Annotated in this window: 19 protein-coding genes; 2 read left to right on the top strand and 17 right to left on the bottom strand. The window is 38.8% G+C overall.

The features are described 5' to 3' along the window. Positions 1-40: 40 nt before the first annotated feature. Positions 41-1,087, top strand: a complete 1,047-nt coding sequence (locus ACIP9W_RS13495; RefSeq protein ID WP_400790237.1) for an acyltransferase family protein — start codon at positions 41-43, stop codon at positions 1,085-1,087. A gap of 37 nt (positions 1,088-1,124) precedes the next feature. Here the strand turns inward: ACIP9W_RS13495 and ACIP9W_RS13490 are convergent, their stop codons facing one another. From ACIP9W_RS13490 to ACIP9W_RS13415, 16 genes are all read right to left on the bottom strand, one after another. Next, complete coding sequence (locus tag ACIP9W_RS13490) at positions 1,125-2,126, bottom strand: histidinol phosphate phosphatase domain-containing protein (RefSeq protein WP_400790235.1); 1,002 nt, start codon at positions 2,124-2,126, stop codon at positions 1,125-1,127. Then, complete coding sequence (locus ACIP9W_RS13485; protein ID WP_400790233.1) at positions 2,123-2,908, bottom strand: DeoR/GlpR family DNA-binding transcription regulator; 786 nt, start codon at positions 2,906-2,908, stop codon at positions 2,123-2,125. Before ACIP9W_RS13485 ends, ACIP9W_RS13490 begins: the two co-directional genes overlap by 4 nt. After that, positions 2,905-3,909, bottom strand: coding sequence for an ABC transporter ATP-binding protein (locus ACIP9W_RS13480; RefSeq protein ID WP_400790230.1), 1,005 nt, complete (start codon positions 3,907-3,909; stop codon positions 2,905-2,907). Before ACIP9W_RS13480 ends, ACIP9W_RS13485 begins: the two co-directional genes overlap by 4 nt. Next, complete coding sequence (locus ACIP9W_RS13475) at positions 3,906-4,691, bottom strand: ABC transporter permease (protein ID WP_400790227.1); 786 nt, start codon at positions 4,689-4,691, stop codon at positions 3,906-3,908. Before ACIP9W_RS13475 ends, ACIP9W_RS13480 begins: the two co-directional genes overlap by 4 nt. Next, positions 4,688-5,524 (bottom strand): ABC transporter permease, encoded by an 837-nt coding sequence (locus tag ACIP9W_RS13470; protein ID WP_400790531.1) that lies wholly within the window; start codon positions 5,522-5,524, stop codon positions 4,688-4,690. Before ACIP9W_RS13470 ends, ACIP9W_RS13475 begins: the two co-directional genes overlap by 4 nt. A gap of 163 nt (positions 5,525-5,687) precedes the next feature. After that, a complete protein-coding gene (locus ACIP9W_RS13465) occupies positions 5,688-6,524 on the bottom strand; it encodes an alkaline phosphatase family protein (RefSeq protein WP_400790225.1) in 837 nt (278 codons plus the stop codon). Then, positions 6,514-7,602, bottom strand: a complete 1,089-nt coding sequence (locus tag ACIP9W_RS13460) for an ABC transporter substrate-binding protein (protein WP_400790223.1) — start codon at positions 7,600-7,602, stop codon at positions 6,514-6,516. Before ACIP9W_RS13460 ends, ACIP9W_RS13465 begins: the two co-directional genes overlap by 11 nt. A gap of 398 nt (positions 7,603-8,000) precedes the next feature. Next, complete coding sequence (gene purU, locus ACIP9W_RS13455; RefSeq protein WP_400790220.1) at positions 8,001-8,909, bottom strand: formyltetrahydrofolate deformylase; 909 nt, start codon at positions 8,907-8,909, stop codon at positions 8,001-8,003. A gap of 114 nt (positions 8,910-9,023) precedes the next feature. Next, positions 9,024-9,803 carry a 3D domain-containing protein gene (locus ACIP9W_RS13450; RefSeq protein ID WP_400790528.1) on the bottom strand — a complete coding sequence of 260 codons (780 nt, stop codon included), beginning with the start codon at positions 9,801-9,803 and terminating at the stop codon, positions 9,024-9,026. A 254-nt stretch (positions 9,804-10,057) separates the two neighbouring features. Continuing rightward, positions 10,058-11,251 carry a thiolase family protein gene (locus ACIP9W_RS13445; RefSeq protein WP_400790218.1) on the bottom strand — a complete coding sequence of 398 codons (1,194 nt, stop codon included), beginning with the start codon at positions 11,249-11,251 and terminating at the stop codon, positions 10,058-10,060. Between the two features lie 15 nt (positions 11,252-11,266). After that, complete coding sequence (locus ACIP9W_RS13440; RefSeq protein WP_400790215.1) at positions 11,267-12,382, bottom strand: muconate cycloisomerase family protein; 1,116 nt, start codon at positions 12,380-12,382, stop codon at positions 11,267-11,269. A 21-nt stretch (positions 12,383-12,403) separates the two neighbouring features. Continuing rightward, positions 12,404-13,042, bottom strand: a complete 639-nt coding sequence (locus tag ACIP9W_RS13435; protein ID WP_400790213.1) for a 3-oxoacid CoA-transferase subunit B — start codon at positions 13,040-13,042, stop codon at positions 12,404-12,406. Continuing rightward, the gene (locus ACIP9W_RS13430; RefSeq protein WP_400790210.1) at positions 13,039-13,725 is read right to left on the bottom strand and encodes a CoA transferase subunit A; all 687 of its coding nucleotides are present in this window, start codon (positions 13,723-13,725) and stop codon (positions 13,039-13,041) included. Before ACIP9W_RS13430 ends, ACIP9W_RS13435 begins: the two co-directional genes overlap by 4 nt. Before the next feature lie 12 nt (positions 13,726-13,737). Then, positions 13,738-14,463 (bottom strand): carboxymuconolactone decarboxylase family protein, encoded by a 726-nt coding sequence (locus ACIP9W_RS13425; RefSeq protein WP_400790207.1) that lies wholly within the window; start codon positions 14,461-14,463, stop codon positions 13,738-13,740. Between the two features lie 8 nt (positions 14,464-14,471). Next, a complete protein-coding gene (locus ACIP9W_RS13420; RefSeq protein WP_400790525.1) occupies positions 14,472-15,335 on the bottom strand; it encodes an alpha/beta fold hydrolase in 864 nt (287 codons plus the stop codon). 112 nt (positions 15,336-15,447) lie between these two features. Continuing rightward, the gene (locus ACIP9W_RS13415; RefSeq protein ID WP_400790204.1) at positions 15,448-16,215 is read right to left on the bottom strand and encodes a dioxygenase family protein; all 768 of its coding nucleotides are present in this window, start codon (positions 16,213-16,215) and stop codon (positions 15,448-15,450) included. A 179-nt stretch (positions 16,216-16,394) separates the two neighbouring features. On the opposite strand from ACIP9W_RS13415, the gene ACIP9W_RS13410 reads away from it, so the two are divergent. Beyond that, positions 16,395-17,201, top strand: coding sequence for an IclR family transcriptional regulator (locus ACIP9W_RS13410; RefSeq protein ID WP_400790202.1), 807 nt, complete (start codon positions 16,395-16,397; stop codon positions 17,199-17,201). Between the two features lie 79 nt (positions 17,202-17,280). Here the strand turns inward: ACIP9W_RS13410 and ACIP9W_RS13405 are convergent, their stop codons facing one another. After that, positions 17,281-18,627 carry an MFS transporter gene (locus ACIP9W_RS13405; protein ID WP_400790199.1) on the bottom strand — a complete coding sequence of 449 codons (1,347 nt, stop codon included), beginning with the start codon at positions 18,625-18,627 and terminating at the stop codon, positions 17,281-17,283. Positions 18,628-18,630: the final 3 nt, after the last annotated feature.

Below are 18,630 nucleotides of genomic sequence, written 5' to 3'. Positions count from 1 at the left end.
GGTTAAATACAACTTAGAATAATGCTCTGGAGGAAGTTTTATGACGCAAAAAAGATTAACATGGGTGGATGTAACGAAAGGATTTTTGATGATTCTTGTAGTAATCGGTCATTATCCCGGAGAACTAAATTTTCCATTCATCAAATATATTTATTGGTTTCACATGCCAGCTTTTTTCTTATTGAGTGGCATATTTTTTAAAGAAATAAAAGATGATCAAAATACTAAAGGAACGATCAAAAAAAGATTTATGCAGCTAATGGTACCGTATCTATTCTTCCTATTTGTTATTACAGCTATTCGCTATAGCATGGAACTAGCATTAGGAAACTTTGAATTATCCTGGTACTTGCAAGATTTATGGAAATTAGTTATCGCAGGACGGTTTGCACGCGGTGCCTACGGAGTCTTTTGGTTTGTAACAACATTATTTTTTACATACTTGCTATTCATGTGGATGACCAAATACTTAAGTCGTATAAAACAAGTCATGCTACTTGTAATCTTCTATTTAGTAGCCCACTTAGAAAGTATTTTTGCAATGCATGTTATTAGTGGAGGTCCAGCTGAAGCAGCTCAAACGATTCCGATGCTATGGAATCTAGATGTAGTGTTAATGGCAATCGTCTATTTTTCCCTTGGCTATTACGCCAAATCTATTTGGATGAATATCAAGATTCACTGGTTACTTGGTGCTCTTTTAGTTGTGCTTGGTGCAGTTGTAACAGATTATGTAGGAATAATCGATTATCATCTGAGTATGAAGTTTTTACGCTATGACCATTTGGTACTCGATTTAGTAATCCCAATGGCTTTTATTATTGTCATTCTCGGTATTTTCCAAAGACTAACAACGATTCTACCACTAGAATGGTTGGCTAAAGTGGAAAAACATTCGATTGCAATTATGTATTTGCATATTTTCACAGATATTATTATGAACGACTATTTCCACTATGGATTAATAGGATTTACAACATTAGGTTTAGCCGTTCCTATTCTCATATCCATTGTGATTCAAAAAATAATTCCATACGGAAAGTTCTTTCTTGGAGATATACGAGCTAAAAAACCAATACACCTATAATAAAATGACCTCTTCCTTTCACTGGAAGAGGTCATTTTTATAATGAATGATATTTCTTTACACGCTTATCAAATCCAACAAGCTTTTGTACACCTAAATCCTTTAGCATATCTGCATTCATTTCCGTAAATTTCCCTAAATCATCTGGGTAATGAGAATCGGAAGACACAGTAAACTCTACACCATGTTCTACTAAAATCTTTACAAAATCAGGTCCAGGGCACATTTCCTTGACGGGATAACGATAATAGAGACCAGCATTCACTTCTGTAGCAGTTCCCGTTTCCGCAAGTGCTTCTGCAATGCGTTTATACCAATTCATCCTAAAGTCTATATCATCTACTTGAAAATTGAACACCTTCAAATTATCTAAATGCGCTACAAAATCAAATAATTCCGAGCGAATTGCTTTTTCCACTGTCGTAAAAAATCGTTCATACAGTTCTTTCAAGTCTATACCTTCAAATTTATGAACGGTTTGTGGATTATCGAATCCCCAACCATCTACAAAATGAACAGAACCAATGACATAATCCCATGGATATCCGTGAAGCAGTTCCTCAAGTTCCCTTTCACATCCAACAAAATAATCCGCTTCAATGCCTAGCTTTAAATCTACTCCCTCACTTCGCCATTTCTCTTTTGCTTGCAAGATAGCATCTACGAAAACATTCATAGTTTCTGTCATCACACTATCCAGCCAATATCGTTGCTTTTCCCCTAAATCGGTCTCATCTAGTACCATATTTTTTTCAAAGTAAGCCCTTGTCTCTTTGAAGCGATATAAATGGTCTACAATGCCAACTTCCTTTAATCCAAGCTGCTTTGCTTGGATCAAATAATAATCCAACCACTCTTCACTGTAACAGCCTTTATCTAATCTATTTTTCAAAGCATTTATTTGCCAAGTTATATATTCCTTTGAGCCTTTTTCCAATCCATGTGGCAAGTGAAAAGTATTAATTGCCTGAGAAGTTCGATCCAACCAACGAAATGAGTATGGACCTTCCTCTAAATGTACGTGATAATCTATTTTCATTTGCACTTACCTCCATTGGCCACTGTCCATTTTCCTTCAAAAGTCGTCCAAGTAGACGGGCGTACTTCTTCGCAGATCACTTCTGAAATATCATTTAGATTGCATATCGTATAGAAAGATTTTTGGTTGATTTTTGAGTCATCCGCCAATAATATGCGGCAGTAGCTATTCTCTAGCATTTTTGCAGAAACAAGCGATTCATCCAAATCGTAGTCATACACGATTCCGTCGTCAATTCCTCCGCATGACAAAAATGCTTTATCCAAATTCATACGATTTAGCCATTCTAATGTCATCGCTCCTGAAACAGATGATTGTTCCGGATTTGTTGTTCCTCCAAGCAAAATTACTTTTCCTGTCATTCTTTTTTCTTCTAACGCCATATTGAATCTCACCGCAGCAGAAATGGAATTTGTCACGACCGTTACGTTATTCACTTCCATAAGAAAATCCGCAATATGTACAGTAGTCGTTCCAACGTCTACCGCAATGGTATCCCCATCTTTAATCCGGGTGGCTGCAACACGAGCAATTTCTCTTTTTGCTTCTTTTTGCATATTTATCTTTCGTAAATACTCTGGCTCTTTTCTTAAATTAATGAACTTCACAGCACCACCATGTACTCTTGTTAACAAATGCTGTTCCTCTAGCTCATCAAAATCACGACGAATCGTTTCTGGTGCCACATTCAATTCTTCAGCAATGACAGAGACAACAATTTTTCGTTCGAACTCTAGCTTACTTAAAATATGTTCAAAACGTTCTAATTTGGAAAAGGTCATAATAACGCAACCACGTCTTCTTGTGACACATAGCATTCATACGTATTGCCAAGCACTAACGAAGCTTGTCTTTCATGTAATTGCTCCACAGAAAAAGATCGGTCTCCTGCTTGGAAAACAGTACGAATGACATTTCCACTCATCACAGCTTCTTTTGCAGTACCCTTGAAACGGTAGTCACCTTCTTTTGCCGTTAAATGAATCGCTTCTGGTCGAATGGCGAACTTTTGCCTTTCCCCGGGTAATTTATTTCCAATCATTTGCTCCAATTCTTTGCGTGTAAATACATTATAATGTCCGATGAAATTGGCTACGAATTCACTTTCTGGTTTCGTATAAATCTCTGTTGGAGTTCCTTCTTGAGCGATTTCTCCTTTATTCATGACGAATATTTTATCCGACACTGCCATTGCCTCTTCTTGGTCATGCGTAACTAAAACCATCGTCATACCAAGCTCTGTCTGAATCGAGCGTAAATCTGCTTGCAGCTTTTTACGAATTTGCGCATCTAATGCACTAAGTGGTTCATCTAGAAGCAATACTTTCGGTCGTACGATCAGCGCTCTTGCAAGTGCTACTCGTTGTTGCTGTCCTCCGGATAATTCATGCGGAAATGCATGCTCTTTGTCAGATAAATGTACTATTGCTAAAGCTTCTTTTGCTTTTTGCTCTATTTCACTCTCGTTCATTTTTTTCATTTTCAGGCCGAATGCGACGTTTTCTTTTACCGTCATATTTGGAAATAATGCATAGGACTGAAACACCATTCCTACTTCACGATTTTTCGGTTGGATGTTGTTCATATTTTTTCCTTCGATTTTCACCGCACCAGAAGTTGCGTCTGTCAAACCAGCAACTATACGTAAAATGGTACTTTTTCCGCACCCACTCGGACCGAGTAATGTAACAAATTTACCTTCTTCAATCGTCATATCAATATTGGATAACACCGCATTATTGCCATACATTTTATGAAGACCTTCTATTACAACGTAACTCATACTTTGGCAGCCCCTTTTGATCGTTTGGTTAACATGGATATGATAAACGTTAAAATACCCATCAATACTAAGTAAACAAACACAACGCTACTCGCAATATGGCCGCTCGTACTTAGCTTTTTCATCAAGTAGATTTGAACTGTTTCAAATCGAGAACCAACTACTAGATTTATCAAAACAAATTCACCGAATAACACAGAAAATGATAATAACGCACCAGCAAACAGTCCTGGATACACAGCAGGCAACAATACTTTTAAAAAAGCCTGAGCTTTCGATGCACCCAACAGCTCAGCAGCATCCAATAACTGTCTTGCATTCACGTTACGCAGACTATTGCGCGTTCCTTGATAAATATAAGGTAAAATACTGATTACATATGCCCCTAAAACAGCTACAATCATCGGTACTCCAATATGCGCATACGCGCGGATCAATCCAACTGCTAGTATTACTCCTGGAAATGCATATACCATCACAACTGCAGCTTGAATCCATTTCTCATACTTTGGAAAATAAAGCACGATAACAAAAATTGCTGGAACGATGAAAAGCAAAGCAAGCAGTACCGCTCCTCCAGAAAGTAATACGGATCGTCCAAATGCCTCGATAAAACTACTATCCTGAAATAACGTGGCAATCCATTTAATCGTAAGTCCTTCTGGTAACACTGTTTTGTTCCAATTAGTTGCAAATGCATAAAGCATCGTTGCTAAAATTGGGAGGAATAAATATAAAAGAAGGAAGACAAAGAATAAATCCGCGAAACCTTTCTTTTTCACTTTAAATTCCTCCTTGTTTTCTTAATACTCCACTCGCTTAATAGCATCGCAATAATCATCGTTACACCGAGTAACACTGCAATGGCACTTGCTAGCTCTGGCTGTGCAAAAATATCACCACTTAATAATGCTCCAATTTGAATTGCGACTAAATTATTATTACTTCCTGTCAGAGCGTAGGCCGATGCATATGCTCCCATCGCATTCGCAAAAAGCACACTAAACGTACCAACAATTCCCGGAAGCATAATTGGAACACCAATTTTACGCCAAAACTGAAATGTAGATGCCCCAAGTAATGCTGCTGCATCCTTCCATTGCTGCTGAATTCCGTAGTAGATAGGATATAAAAGCATTAGTGAAAGTGGTAACTGGAAGTAAATATAGACGAGCAGTAATCCACCCCAGCTATATAAAGAGAACGAGGTTAACGACTCGATTCCCCATTTTTCGAATAACAGTGTAAACAAACCACTATTCCCTAACAAAACAATAAAAGCAAATGCCAGTGGTATACCCGAGAAGTTCGAAGTCAAATTCGAAATCATTAAAATACGCTCACGCACCGGCTCTGAAAATCGCATCATCGCATATACCGCAAACAACGTTACAATGAGTGCAATAACTGCCGAAACCGCAGACAAAGTAATGCTATTTTTAAAACCTTGTAATATATAACTACTCGTCAATACCTCTTGATAATGACCGAGCGTAAAGCCATCGCCATTACTAAAACTTGAAATGACCATATATAGCAATGGTACGATGAAAAATAATAAAATTAAGACTAAAAACGGCAATATCCAAACGAACAATTGCTTTTTAGAAGTCAAAACAAAATCACTACTTCCTTTATCAAATTCGACTCGGCGATTTTGCGTCCAGATTTTTCTCGAGCTAACACGAGAAAAATCTGTGACATCCGCCTGAAGCTTGAACTTCATTCATCAGTAGTTCACAAACTTCTGATGAATGAAGTTCAATAGAAAAGAGGCACTAGGCCTCTTTTTTTGTACGTACACCGTTCAGAAGAAGAGGAACCATTTCTTCTGAAGGCTCTATTTCTAGTAACTGACAAACTAAAGGTGCCACCTGTAACTGTGAAACAATCCCTTCTTTAATACCTGGCTTTACTTGCTTTGATAATACAAACATCGGAACATGACGATCTTCTATTGTATTACCACCATGGTTTCCATCACTCGTCATGCCATGATCCGCAGTCACTACTACATCGTATCCTAGCTCCAAACATTTAGGGATGAACAACGAAAGAATCGCATCTACTGCTAATACTCGATTACGATATTCCTTCGAATCTGCCGTAAACTTATGCCCATCATCATCCACATTCATGGGGTGAATATATAAAAAGTCTGGTTGCTTTTCATCCATTAACCAAGCTGCTTCAGCGAATAAATGACTATCTGGATAATGATCTTCAAAATAGAATAAGCCATTTTCAATCGGATGATTGGTATCCAATTGAATACGATCCGTAAAATGATTAAAAGGAGCGCTATTATAGAGTTCACTTACCCAGTAGTAAGCAGTAGCAGCTGTTGTTTTCCCACTCTCTTGTACTAAATGGAATAAGCTCGTTTGATTGGATAAACGTACCGTGGCATTGCTTGTGACTCCATGGATAATTGGAGGTGTCCCGGTTAAAATCGTCTCATATAATGGGCGTGATAATGAGGGTACTTCTGAGCGTACTTCATAGCGCGCAGCAGTACCTCTTTCCACTAAATGTTGCATGTAGCCCATATGTGTACAGGCAGTATCGTATCTAAGTGCGTCTATGACTATAAGAACCACACGATTATTTAACATGGATTAACACCTTTTCTTGGTACATTTGTGGAATTTGTTTCGTTGTTTCTTCCCATGCTTTTTGATCGCCAACTGGTTTTGCATTTTCATACATTTCCGCTGGTAATAATAAATCTTCTACTTCTGCAGAAAGCTCCACGTTCTCACGAATTGGTCGAGCATATCCTTTTGCCAGATTCTCTTGTCCAGCGTCCGATAATATATACTCACGTGTTAACATTGCAGCATGTGGATTTTTTGCGTATTTATTAATAACGGTTGCATATCCAGAAATAACAGAACCTTCTTCTGGAATTACTACTTCAAAGCGTGACTCATCAATTTGGTTGCGATAGCCTAACGAGTTGAAATCCCACATAATTGCTACATCGATTTCTCCTTTTTCTAAGTTCGCAACTGTTGCATCCCCTTGTAGACGACCTTGTTTTGCAAGCTCTGCGAAGAAATCAATTCCTGGCTGTAAATTTTTCTCGTCCCCACCATAAGCCATCGCCGCTGCTAAAATAGCAAACTGTGCTTGGTTTGCAGTTAATGCATCACCAATACTTACATTAAAATCACCGTTTTTAATATCATCCCAGGATTTAGGTGGATTTTTCACATTGTTTGTATCTGTTAAGAACGACATAGTTCCTGTATATCCAACAACCCAGTGACCTTCTTCATCTTTAGCCCACTCCGGAATATCATCCCAATAAGAAGTTTTATAAGGTAATGTTAAACCCTTGTCTTTTGCAATCGGTCCAAATGCAATACCAACATCCCCGATATCAGCCGTTGCATCTTCCTTCTCTGCCTCAAACTTTGCAAGCTCCTCTGCACTCGACATATCTGTGTCTGCATGGTTTAAGCTATACTCCGTTCCAAGCTCTTCCCAAGTTTCTACCCAGTTTGCCCAAGTATCAGGCATACCTACCGAGTTTACTGTACCTTCTTCTTTTGCTTTTGCTATAATTTCATCTACTGATAAATCGTTGCCATTAACGGTTGTTTTAGCTGAACCATCTGAACAAGCCGCCAAAATAGATACTGCTAATACACCGATTAAACTTTTCTTCCAAACACGCTTAAAAGACATTGTTGAAAACCTCCGTTTGTTTATGTTTGTTTTAATTTGCTTACAAGGCTTATGTTACGAAACAAACATTAAGTAGGTATGGAGGAGTTAATAATGTTAAGTAAATATTGTTGAGCTTTTGTTAAGGTTAGTTTCTTCCTTAGAGAGAATATGGATGGAATACGGTGTCGAGGGTGAACGATGAACAGAATGAAAAGATTATCGGCTTTTGGTGATGAAATTATCCTTTTCCAACTAACATCACGATTATTCCAACTAAATTCACCAAAATTCCAACTAAACTAGTGAATTTTCCAACTAACCACCTCAAAATTCCAACTAAACAAATCTTCCATCTTTTCGGACAAAAAAATCCAGGTTTGAAACGAGTAATAATCGTCCCCAACCTGGATCTATTTTTAATGAAACACAATCGTTTTATTTCCCTCTACAATGATGCGATTCTCTAAATGCCATCTCACCGCTTTAGCAAGTACCCGTCGCTCAATTTGGCGTCCAATTTTCTTTAGATTGGTGACATCATCCCGATGATCAACTCGTTCAACATCCTGCTCGATAATCGGGCCTTCGTCAAGATTATTCGTTACATAATGCGAAGTCGCACCGATTAACTTTACACCACGCTCGTACGCTCGCTCATATGGCCCCGCTCCAATAAATGCAGGCAAAAAGGAATGGTGGATATTAATGATTCGGCTCTCAAAGTGGCGAACAAAGTCTGGAGTTAAGATTTGCATATACCGCGCCAAGATTAACAAGTCGACTTCATACTTGTCCATCAAGCGTATTTGTTCTTCTTCCACCTGTTTCCTAATATCTTTATTTGCCGGTATGTAATGAAACGGGATTCCTAACGACTCTACGATAGGACGTGCGTCTTCATGATTACTAATAACCACGACGATATCAGTCTCTAAATCTCCATTTTGCCATTCCCACAAAAGCTCCATCAAGCAGTGTATTTCTTTGGAAACAAATATCGCGGATCGTTTTCGCTCAATTCGATAGGAAAAGTTATAATCCATATGATGAGCTGCCGCAATATCTCGGAATTCCGTTTCCATTCTTTTCTTCTCTTTTTGCAAATTATCACGATGGTACTCGATCCGTATAAAAAAGATTCCGTTCTCCGGATCACTTGAGTATTGGCTTGACTCAATAATATTAGATTCATGATTATGTAAAAATGTAGATAGTATAGATACAATCCCTGGTTTATCTGGACATTTCACTAACAAACAACCTCTGTTTTCAAGTTGTTTATGTTGTTGGTTCAATCTCACTTTAACTTCCGTATTAATAGACATATAAGCACATCTCCTCGCTAACTCATTAATTTTCTCATTATGCACTATAATTATAATATTCTCAATACAATTACCATATAAAAAAACCTATGCACACCGCATAGGTTTTACTTATTAATTGAGTACTTTAAGTTTTACTTTTTTGACTCCCCATTCCATCGCACTATCATAAGATGGGATGAATACATCAATTTTATGACCTTTAATAGCTCCACCTGTATCACCGGCAATGGCCTCTCCGTAGCCTTCCACCCAAACCTTTGTCCCAAGTGGAATAATTCTCGGGTCTACGGCAATCACTTTCTGATTTGGATTGGAACGCAAGTCAATTCCATATGCAGTCGTTCCGGAACAGCCTGGACAGTATGCAGTGTAAGCAGTAGCTGTAACGGTCATTTCATCTACTACTTGTTCCTCTGCAGCTTCTACTTTTTCTTCCTTCACTTCCACTACTTCCGTTTTTTCAACTGGTGGGGGTAACACAATTGGAGTGGATACAGCCGCCACCTTCCTATCAGGCTTCTCATGAACAGTTTCCACTTCCACGCCACCCCCGCTCACAATCAATTCATCACCAGGATGTATTGTATCTCCTGCCAAGTTATTCCACTCAACTAGAGACTCTAATGGAATATTATGCTTTAGTGCAATTCGAAACAAATTATCACCTTGCATCACCTGATATACTTTAGGCTCTACTTGCAGATCCACTGGTGGATAGTTAACTAATCCAAGATCTAAAGCATATTGAAATGGTACATCATTTTCTATCGGAAAATTATAGAAAACTTCCATATTGTCTCCACCTGCGCCCATAGGCATAAGTTCCGCTGCTTGTGCTACTGTGTTCGTCGAAAAAGTTATAAGCACAATGAACAAAAATGTTCTAAACATCAAAATAAAACTCCTCCTTTGCAAGTAAACTGTTAAACATTTTAATTCGTCACAGTCTTGCCCAAAAACTTCGAAAAACAAACATTCTAATTAAATAAAAAGAAGCCACCTTCCAAAACAATTAAAATCTGTTTTGAAAAATGGCTTAATTTTTGGAACAATTCCAGTATAAGAATGTATAAATTTAATAGAAATAATGGCTAAGGGAAATCAATTCTCTCCCAAAACAAAAGAGCTGCCTAAGCAGCCCTCCTTTAAACTTGCATATTCTCAATAATAGTTGCAATACCCATACCGCCAGCGATACAGAGCGTCACCGCACCATATTTCTTACCAGTACGTTCTAGTTCGTGCACTAACTTCGTCAATAATATTGCACCCGTTGCGCCAATTGGATGGCCCATTGCGATGGCTCCACCATTTGGATTCACTTTATCGTAATCTAGTCCTAACTCATTCACACATGCAACGGCTTGGGCAGCGAAAGCTTCATTCAACTCTACTACATCTAGATCCGCCATCGATAAATTAGTTTGCTTCAATGCTTTTTGCATCGCATATACAGGTCCCATCCCCATTAACTCCGGTGCACATCCTACAGAAGCTTGGGCAATTATACGTGCTTTTGGTTTATATCCGCGTTTCAACGCTTCCTCTTCCGACATTACTAGCAATGCTGCCGCTCCGTCATTACGACCACTGGCATTACCTGCAGTTACCGTGCCACCTTCTTTAAACACTGGTTTAAGTGTTGCCAATTTCTCTAAGGTTGTTTCCCTTGGATGCTCATCGACTTTAAACTCTACAATTCCTTTACGTGTTTTCACAGGGTAAGGTGCTATCTCTTTTTCAAAATAGCCTTTTTCAATCGCGTTTTTTGTTTTTTCTTGACTGCTTAATGCAAATTCATCTTGTGCTTCTCGGGAAATACCATATTTCTCTGCAACATTTTCTGCTGTGATTCCCATATTTAAATCGCCATAAGTTTCTCTTGGCTGAGAGCCTGGTTGACTTGCGGTATTCGGATCTTTTAAGGAGACGTCACCGGACTTAGTACCAAAGCGTACACTGTTCACATAATACGGTGCAGTACTCATTGATTCCGCTCCACCAGCAATGATAATATCACTTAGTCCTGTTTGAATTTGTTGTGCCGCAGAGTTTACTGCTTGCACGCCTGAACCACATTGACGATGAATTGTATATCCAGGAATTTCTACAGGAAGCCCAGCTCGAAGCATCGCTACTCTTGCTAAGTTGGATACATCTGCACTTTGTTTTGCTTGACCTAATATCACTTCTTCTACGGCAGTCTTATCTAATTCTGTGCGACGAATTAATTCGTCTATTACGTGTGATCCTAAGAAATCTACTGTTTCATTGCCAATACTACCACCAAGTTTTCCTATTGCCGTACGAACTGCGTCTACGATTACAACACTCTTCATATAATCCTCTCCACCTTAAAGACTTCTCGCATAATGTTTTACTTTTTCGCGATCAATTTCTACTCCGAAACCGGGTCCATTCGGTATAATGACTTGAAAGTTTTCAAACTTAATAGGCTCTAACGTAAGGTCATCTTGAAATAATAAAGGACCGAATATTTCTGTTCCGAATTTCATCTCTGGAATTGTCGCATAAAGTTGCGCACAAATCGCTGTTCCTAAACTAGACTCGATCATTGTGCCACCATATAATCCAATTCCTGCTGCTTCCGCTATTCCAGCTACTTTCTTCGTTTGGGTTAGCCCCCCTGCTTTACAAGGCTTCAAAGCGATGCAATTTCCTGCACGGTGTTTCGAAATTTGGAACACATCCTGTACGCTATTTGCAGCTTCATCTGCCATAATCGGTACTTTGAAACGAGCTGTCAATCTTGCCATTCCTTCATAATTCCATGTTGGTAGCGGCTGTTCCACCATCGAAACACCGCCATCTTCTAAAGCAGCGATACAATAATTTGCTGTATCCTCATCCCACGCTTGATTAATGTCGACCGTAATTCGCGCCTCGTCTCCTACTGCTTGTTTAATCTTCCGAACATGCTCGACGTTTTTAAATGGATCGCCCTTTCCTATTTTCAATTTGAAAATATTATGGCGTTTTTGATGTAAAAATTCTTTCGCTTCTTCAATATCTTTTGCTGTTTCTCCACTTGCTAGCGTCCAAGCAATTGGCAATGAAGTATGAATCTGGCCACCGAATAATTCAAAAGCTGCCACATCTTTACTACGCGCGGCTAAGTCGATAATTGCTGTTTCTACAACCGTTTTGGCAAAATTATTGCCTCTTACTTGCTGTGAAACTTCATACATGATCTTGTCAAAATGAACTGGATCCTTCCCAATTACTAGTGGTGCAATATACGTATCAATATTTGCTTTAATCGCTTCAGGTGTCGACTCTCCATAAGAAGCTCCTCCTATAGTCGCCACTTCAGACCATCCTTCACGGCCTTCCTCATCTGTAACATGACCTACAACAATCGATTGAGAAACAATCGTATGCATGGCCAATTGGTGCGGGCGAATAGTTGGTAAATCTACTATATAAACATCAAAAGAACGTATTTTCATTTACAACCACCCCTCTTCGATTTAATGTATAAATTCAGCTTCCGTTTTTGCTCGTACTTCTTCGATCGTGACACCTGGCATTAGCTCAACAAGCTTCAATTGCTTATTCACTACTTCAAATACCGCAAGTTCCGTAAAAATCATATCAACGCTTCTTGTCGAGGTAATTGGATATGTACACTCTTTTAACAATTTGCTGCTACCATCCTTAGATGTATGGCTCATCGTTACAAACACTTTCTTTGCACCGACCAATAAATCCATCGCCCCGCCAACGCCCATAATATTCTTTCCTGGAACCGCCCAGTTTGCAATAACACCTGTCTGATCGACTTGAAGTGCACCTAAAATTGCTACATCCACATGCCCCCCGCGAATCATCGCAAAGGAATCAGAGCTATTAAAGAAAGAAGAACCAATTGCTTCCCCAACCGGTAACTTTCCTGCATTTACAAGGTTTGGATCGATATCAGCTTCTTCCACGTCTGTTACTCCGAGCAAACCGTTTTCCGTATGCATATAAATATCCTCTGCATCCATATATTCCGCAACAAGCGTAGGAATACCAATTCCTAAATTCACAACGCAAGGTCCTTCGAGTTCGGCCGCTACACGCTTTGCGATTAAATGTTGCATATCTGTTTTACTCAATGTAGTCATCTGTTCACAACCCCTTCCTTCGTCAATACTTGCTGCGCTTGAATGATTGTATCGACATACAAAAATGGTGTGACGATTTCTTCTGGATTTAACGCCCCAGGTTCTACAATTTCATCCACTTCCACAATTACTTTCTTCGCAGCAGTTGCCATTAGCGGGTTAAAGTTACGCGCTGTTTTGTAATAAACGAGATTGCCAAGCGTATCTGCTTTATGTGCACGAATAAGTGCAACATCTGCACGAATAGCCTTTTCGAAAATATAATTCACTCCATCAATCTCTCGCTCTTCTTTTCCCTTTGCTAGATCCGTTCCAACACCAGTTGTTGTGTAGTAACCACCTAGACCAGCGCCACCTGCACGTAAAGATTCGGCTAATGTCCCTTGAGGCAGCAATTCTAACTCGATTTCTCCTTTTTGATACTTATCACCGACATCTCTGTTACTCGTAAAATAAGAGCCAATTCCTTTTTTTATCTTATTTTGATTTAGTAAAATACCAAGACCCTTTCCTGATTCACCCAAGTTATTACTAACAATCGTTAAATCCGTTACATCTTTTGCTGTTAGTCCTTCTATTAATGAAAGAGGCGCCCCCACTAAACCAAAACCGCCTACTAAAATTGTATGACCGCTTTCTACACAAGCTAAAGCATCCTGAACATCACTGATAACCTTTGACATATTGAACTCTCCTTACTTAGTAGCCAACTTTAATGAATCACTTATTTCAAACCATGCCGGAATGCCTGCCGTTAACACGCAAATATAACCAACATCCGCAAGCTCTGCTTCCGTTACGCCTACTGCTCTTGCTTTTTCTATCCAAGGAACTGCATCCGCTCCACGTAATTGTGTAATATAATTTCCAACCATATTTAAATGCTTCATACGCGTAGACACATGGCCTTCTCCAAGAAGCTTTTCTTCTATTTTTTCATTGTCACCACTTTGAATGATTGCAAGGGAATCTACTACAAAGCTAGTTTCCTCACTACCTAACCACTTAATAATCGTCTCAAATATTTCTTCAAGTGAATCAGGATTCTCCTGCGGTTTGGTTACCTTTACTCCTTTTAACTCCAAAGCATAGGCCAGTCCCTCAAGTGACACTTTCAATGCAGCTGTTCCTCCATATAGGTAGGAAACTAAAAAGTATTCCACTAACTCAGGTATCGTCGAACCAAAATCGATCGCGCCTTTCGTGTGATATCCCATGCTCCGTGCATACAATCTAGCTGCGTTCATACTCGCTAAGAGAACATCCTTTTCTTTTCTAGATAATGCACCGTCTTGCATGATTTCTCCACGTAAGCCCGTATAATGATCCAGTACAACCGGGCTATAGTCATGCATTTTCTGCACCCATCCTGGAACTTCATCGTATACCTCTTTAAAATAGGCCAACCCTTTACTCATCATTTCCACCCCTATTTAATTTTCGCTAAGAATGTTTCTATATAGCTATTTATATCCTCCCGTTTTTCAAACACCATTGTGTAATGGTTACATTCCGAGACAACTGTTTCGATTTGCTTTGTATACTCCTTAGTTTCTTCATAATCTGTTATGTAAAAGAGCGGTGGCATCGAGCCAATATTGCCTTTTGCATAAACGAGCAATACTGGACATTCAATTTGTGAACAAATCTCTTTTGGACTAAAAGTATAGAAGCTATTAAAATCAGCAACGATTCGTGCTTCTGTCGATTTATTTTCCCAGTGATCATTTACTGGTCCTACCTCGTATTCGACTGCTTCTTGTAATACTTCATTCCACTCGACGCCTAAGTTTGTATATATTTTTTTTATTTCTTCTACGTAATGTTCCTTTGACGTAAATTCTCTGCTAATTCTTCCTAAGGAAGGTTGTACAATCGCTCGTTGATGTTCTGTAGCTTTTGCAGCACCATCTAGTAATATTAGACCTTGTACTGACTTCAAACGACTCGCAACAATTGCCGATATAAAAGCCCCCATTGAATATCCTAATAGAATTGGATTTTCAATTTTTAACTCATTAATTAAACCGATCATATCTTCTGCATGTTTGAAAATAGAAGGTTCTGCATCTGTCTCATCACTATTTCCACGACCACGCAAATCAACAGAAATAAAACGATACTCCCCTTTTAACTTTTCTGCATAGTAATGCATGCTCTTATGCGTGCCAGTTAGCCCATGGATTGCAATAATCGGTCCTTTTTCCCCTGGATAATCAGCGACTTGAATAGAATTTCCATTAATATTTACTTTGTAAAACTCCATTTTCTCACCCCTCATACGGTACGTAATGCGTACAACTTTACCTTATACGTACATTTATATTTTTATCATACCAAAATATTTTAAAAAGTCTAATAAAAATAGCTATCAAGATATACTCGATAGCTATAGAATTATTGGTTTATTCAGTTCGCATAACAAAGTTTAAGCTAGCTTCTTTATGGTCACCTTTATCAATCAGCTTAGTTGTAAGGGATGAACGAACACCACCAGCAACATCTGTTTCTAACCATTGATCTCCCTCAAAGAACACTTGTGTTATTAACGTTTCATGTCCTTCATGCTCGAACTTGATATGAATATGCGCAGGACGGTATGCATGATATCCTGCAGCAAAAGTAAATTCGCCAGTAGGACCATTTGTTGGAATTTGATATGGAATTGGAACGATCGACTCTACTTCAAAATCTCCATTCTCATCTGTGAAGAACTGTCCTCTTAAATTGAACTCTGGTGCAGTAGAATCATAGTTAGAATATAATCCATCTGCATCGTCTTGCCACCATTCAACTTTCGTTTTTCCAATCGGTCCATTTACAGAGCTAACGTTTCCGAAAAATTTCAATTTGTCTCCTGGCTCATTAGGACGCTGCGGAATAACGACTTTAGAACCTTCTAGTACAGGTGAGTTTTCTTCATAGTAAGGTCCAAGTAAAGATGGCTCTGTTCCTGGAGAATTTTTATATTTTGCTTCCAATACGTATGTCTCTACAAAAACATCTAAGAACAATGGAATTTCACCACTTCTACCTAAACGATCTGCCCATTTTACGAAGTTTGTATATTCCTCATGATTAAACTGTTGCTCATCTAAAAACGCTTTCATATGTTTTACGAATCCTTCATAAGCCTCTAATACTCTTGCATTTTTTACCGCTACTTCTGCCATTTTAATTTCCCCCTCAAATTTGATTAATTTCCCCATCTTCTTTGTAAGCGCATTCATTTTCATTAAAAAAATTAAAAACTATTCAAAGAATACTTGCAAAAAACGTTTAAATTATGTACGATATACGTACAGTAATACCTTATTCGTACAAATTCATTTTATCATAAGGGGTAATATACTTGTCAATAGAAAAATTAGATAATTTCAAACAGTCAGGAGACTACATACAATCATTAGAACGTGGTCTACAAGTAGTACAGGCTTTCTCACAGGAGAACCAAGCACTTACAATAAGTGATGTTTCTAAACTAACTGGACTTAGCAGACCTACCGCTCGCAGGATATTACTGACGCTTGAGCATCTTGGTTTTGCAGAATCCAACAACAGTGTATTTACATTGACAGCTCGTACACTTTCTTTGGGTTACGCTTACTTATCATCCAATAATAGTTGGAGTATCGCGCACTCATTTATGCGTGACTTTGTCAATCAAACAGGAGAATCATGCTCCATTTCAATCTTGGATGGCACAGATATTATTTACGTGGCACGCGTCTCTACTAAACGAATTATGTCCATCAATTTAGACGTTGGTTCGCGCCTACCAGCTTACGCAACATCTATGGGGCATGTTCTTTTAGCATATTTACCACAGGAGAAGCTAGAAAAGTACTTAGATTCAATGGACTTCGAGAAGTTTACGGACAAAACAATTGTGGATAAAGAACAATTACTAACTATATTAGAGGATGTACGGAAGCAAAGTTGGGGTGGCGTCGACCAACAACTAGAAGAGGGGCTTCGTTCTATTGCCGTTCCTCTACGTGATGGAACTGGCAAAGTCTTCGCTGCCTTTAACTGCTCTGTTCACGCAGGGCGTGTTTCTAAAGAAGTACTACGTGATGAGTTTTTACCGCTTTTACAAGAAACTGGTGAGAAGATTAGCCAAGCGATGGCCATTACGAATAGTTCGAGGTATGTGTAAAACTTAAATATTACTCCATGCAAAATAAATTCCAGGATGGCATAATGCTAACCTGGAATTTTTCTTTCATTTTTTTTTACTATTCCTTCACCGTTTTATTCAAAGTTAATGAATCTACTAATTTAGACGAAGTAGCCTGTTCTATTTCTAATTCCTCTAATTCTTCATACTGTGTTACTTTTCTAGTGTCAGCGGTAAACAAAGCAATAATTAGTGAAATAGCTAGTCCGCCCATCATAAATCCACCGAATACCCAGGAGTTTGCACCGTATTTCGCAGCCATCGCTGTCCATATCATCGGTCCAAATCCAACGATTGCAGCGGCAAATTGATATCCGAATGACAAACCTGTATACCGGATATTAGCTGGGAATAGCTCTGAGAAAAATGTTCCTTGTGTAGCAAAAATAGCAGCCCAAATTACACCTAGAAGTGCAACTTGCATGATAAAGAACAATGTAACACTTTGCCCTACCAATACAAAATAAGGAACAGATAGTAATAACATTAGCACTACTCCACCAATGTAGATTACTTTTCGTCCTATAAAGTCTGAAAGATACCCCATTATTGGGATGGTTAAGAGCATCGTCGCACAGCTAATAGTTAATGCAAGTAATGCAGTATCTCTTGAGTAACCTAAATACGTCGTAGCAAAAACAAGAACATAGGACATGAGAAATACATTAAAGAACCCATCTCCAATTTTCAATCCAATTATTTGTAATAAGTTTCTCCAATTCGTTTTAAACGTTTGCACAATTGGAATTTTCACAATTTCTCCGCTATCCTTTTGCTTTTGGAAAGCAGGTGTTTCATCTATACCACTACGAATCCAAAGAGCCAATCCGATTAGTACAATACTGAATAAGAAAGGAATTCTCCAGCCCCATGCTAAAAACTGTGCATTCGTTGTAAGTGAACTAATTATCGTAAAACTGAATGTACCTGCAACTAAACCAAGCGGCACACCTAATTGTGGGATAGATCCGTAAAGTCCCCTAACACCTTTAGGTGCACTTTCTGTTGCCAAAAGGACTGCTCCTCCCCACTCCCCTCCCAGGGCAATTCCTTGTAGGAGTCTAAGTACAACGAGAATAACAGGCGCCCAAATCCCGATTTGCGCATACGTAGGCAGCAAACCGATTAAGAAGGAACTTCCTCCCATCCCAATTAACGTGATCATTAAGGTCGCCTTTCGACCAATTTTATCTCCCATATGTCCAAAAATAATACTTCCTATTGGTCTTGCGGCATACCCTGCTCCAAACGTTGCGAATGCAATTAGAACAGAAACGGTTGGGTCATGATTCGGAAAAAAGAGAGTAGAAAATACTAAAGCAGTTGCAGTACCATACAAATAGAAGTCATACCATTCAATTACCGATCCTGCCAAACTTGCAAATAGAACTCGATTTTTCTTCATTAA

This window comes from Psychrobacillus sp. NPDC093180 (genome assembly GCF_044754065.1).
GTDB lineage: Bacteria > Bacillota > Bacilli > Bacillales_A > Planococcaceae > Psychrobacillus.
The sequence above is the reverse complement of the archived record's forward strand: the minus strand, read 5'-3'. Positions and strand labels throughout refer to the sequence as shown.

What these genes read in the sequence shown, in the direction of transcription:
- ACIP9W_RS13440 (WP_400790215.1), bottom strand. Translation starts at nt 12,382, where the DNA reads ATGAAAATACGTTCTTTTGATGTTTATATAGTAGATTTACCAACTATT.
- ACIP9W_RS13425 (WP_400790207.1), bottom strand. Translation starts at nt 14,463, where the DNA reads ATGATGAGTAAAGGGTTGGCCTATTTTAAAGAGGTATACGATGAAGTT.
- ACIP9W_RS13465 (WP_400790225.1), bottom strand. Translation starts at nt 6,524, where the DNA reads ATGTTAAATAATCGTGTGGTTCTTATAGTCATAGACGCACTTAGATAC.
- ACIP9W_RS13415 (WP_400790204.1), bottom strand. Translation starts at nt 16,215, where the DNA reads ATGGCAGAAGTAGCGGTAAAAAATGCAAGAGTATTAGAGGCTTATGAA.
- purU (WP_400790220.1), bottom strand. Translation starts at nt 8,909, where the DNA reads ATGTCTATTAATACGGAAGTTAAAGTGAGATTGAACCAACAACATAAA.
- ACIP9W_RS13450 (WP_400790528.1), bottom strand. Translation starts at nt 9,803, where the DNA reads ATGTTTAGAACATTTTTGTTCATTGTGCTTATAACTTTTTCGACGAAC.
- ACIP9W_RS13495 (WP_400790237.1), top strand. Translation starts at nt 41, where the DNA reads ATGACGCAAAAAAGATTAACATGGGTGGATGTAACGAAAGGATTTTTG.
- ACIP9W_RS13435 (WP_400790213.1), bottom strand. Translation starts at nt 13,042, where the DNA reads ATGACTACATTGAGTAAAACAGATATGCAACATTTAATCGCAAAGCGT.
- ACIP9W_RS13445 (WP_400790218.1), bottom strand. Translation starts at nt 11,251, where the DNA reads ATGAAGAGTGTTGTAATCGTAGACGCAGTTCGTACGGCAATAGGAAAA.
- ACIP9W_RS13485 (WP_400790233.1), bottom strand. Translation starts at nt 2,908, where the DNA reads ATGACCTTTTCCAAATTAGAACGTTTTGAACATATTTTAAGTAAGCTA.
- ACIP9W_RS13430 (WP_400790210.1), bottom strand. Translation starts at nt 13,725, where the DNA reads ATGTCAAAGGTTATCAGTGATGTTCAGGATGCTTTAGCTTGTGTAGAA.
- ACIP9W_RS13490 (WP_400790235.1), bottom strand. Translation starts at nt 2,126, where the DNA reads ATGAAAATAGATTATCACGTACATTTAGAGGAAGGTCCATACTCATTT.
- ACIP9W_RS13460 (WP_400790223.1), bottom strand. Translation starts at nt 7,602, where the DNA reads ATGTCTTTTAAGCGTGTTTGGAAGAAAAGTTTAATCGGTGTATTAGCA.
- ACIP9W_RS13480 (WP_400790230.1), bottom strand. Translation starts at nt 3,909, where the DNA reads ATGAGTTACGTTGTAATAGAAGGTCTTCATAAAATGTATGGCAATAAT.
- ACIP9W_RS13405 (WP_400790199.1), bottom strand. Translation starts at nt 18,627, where the DNA reads ATGAAGAAAAATCGAGTTCTATTTGCAAGTTTGGCAGGATCGGTAATT.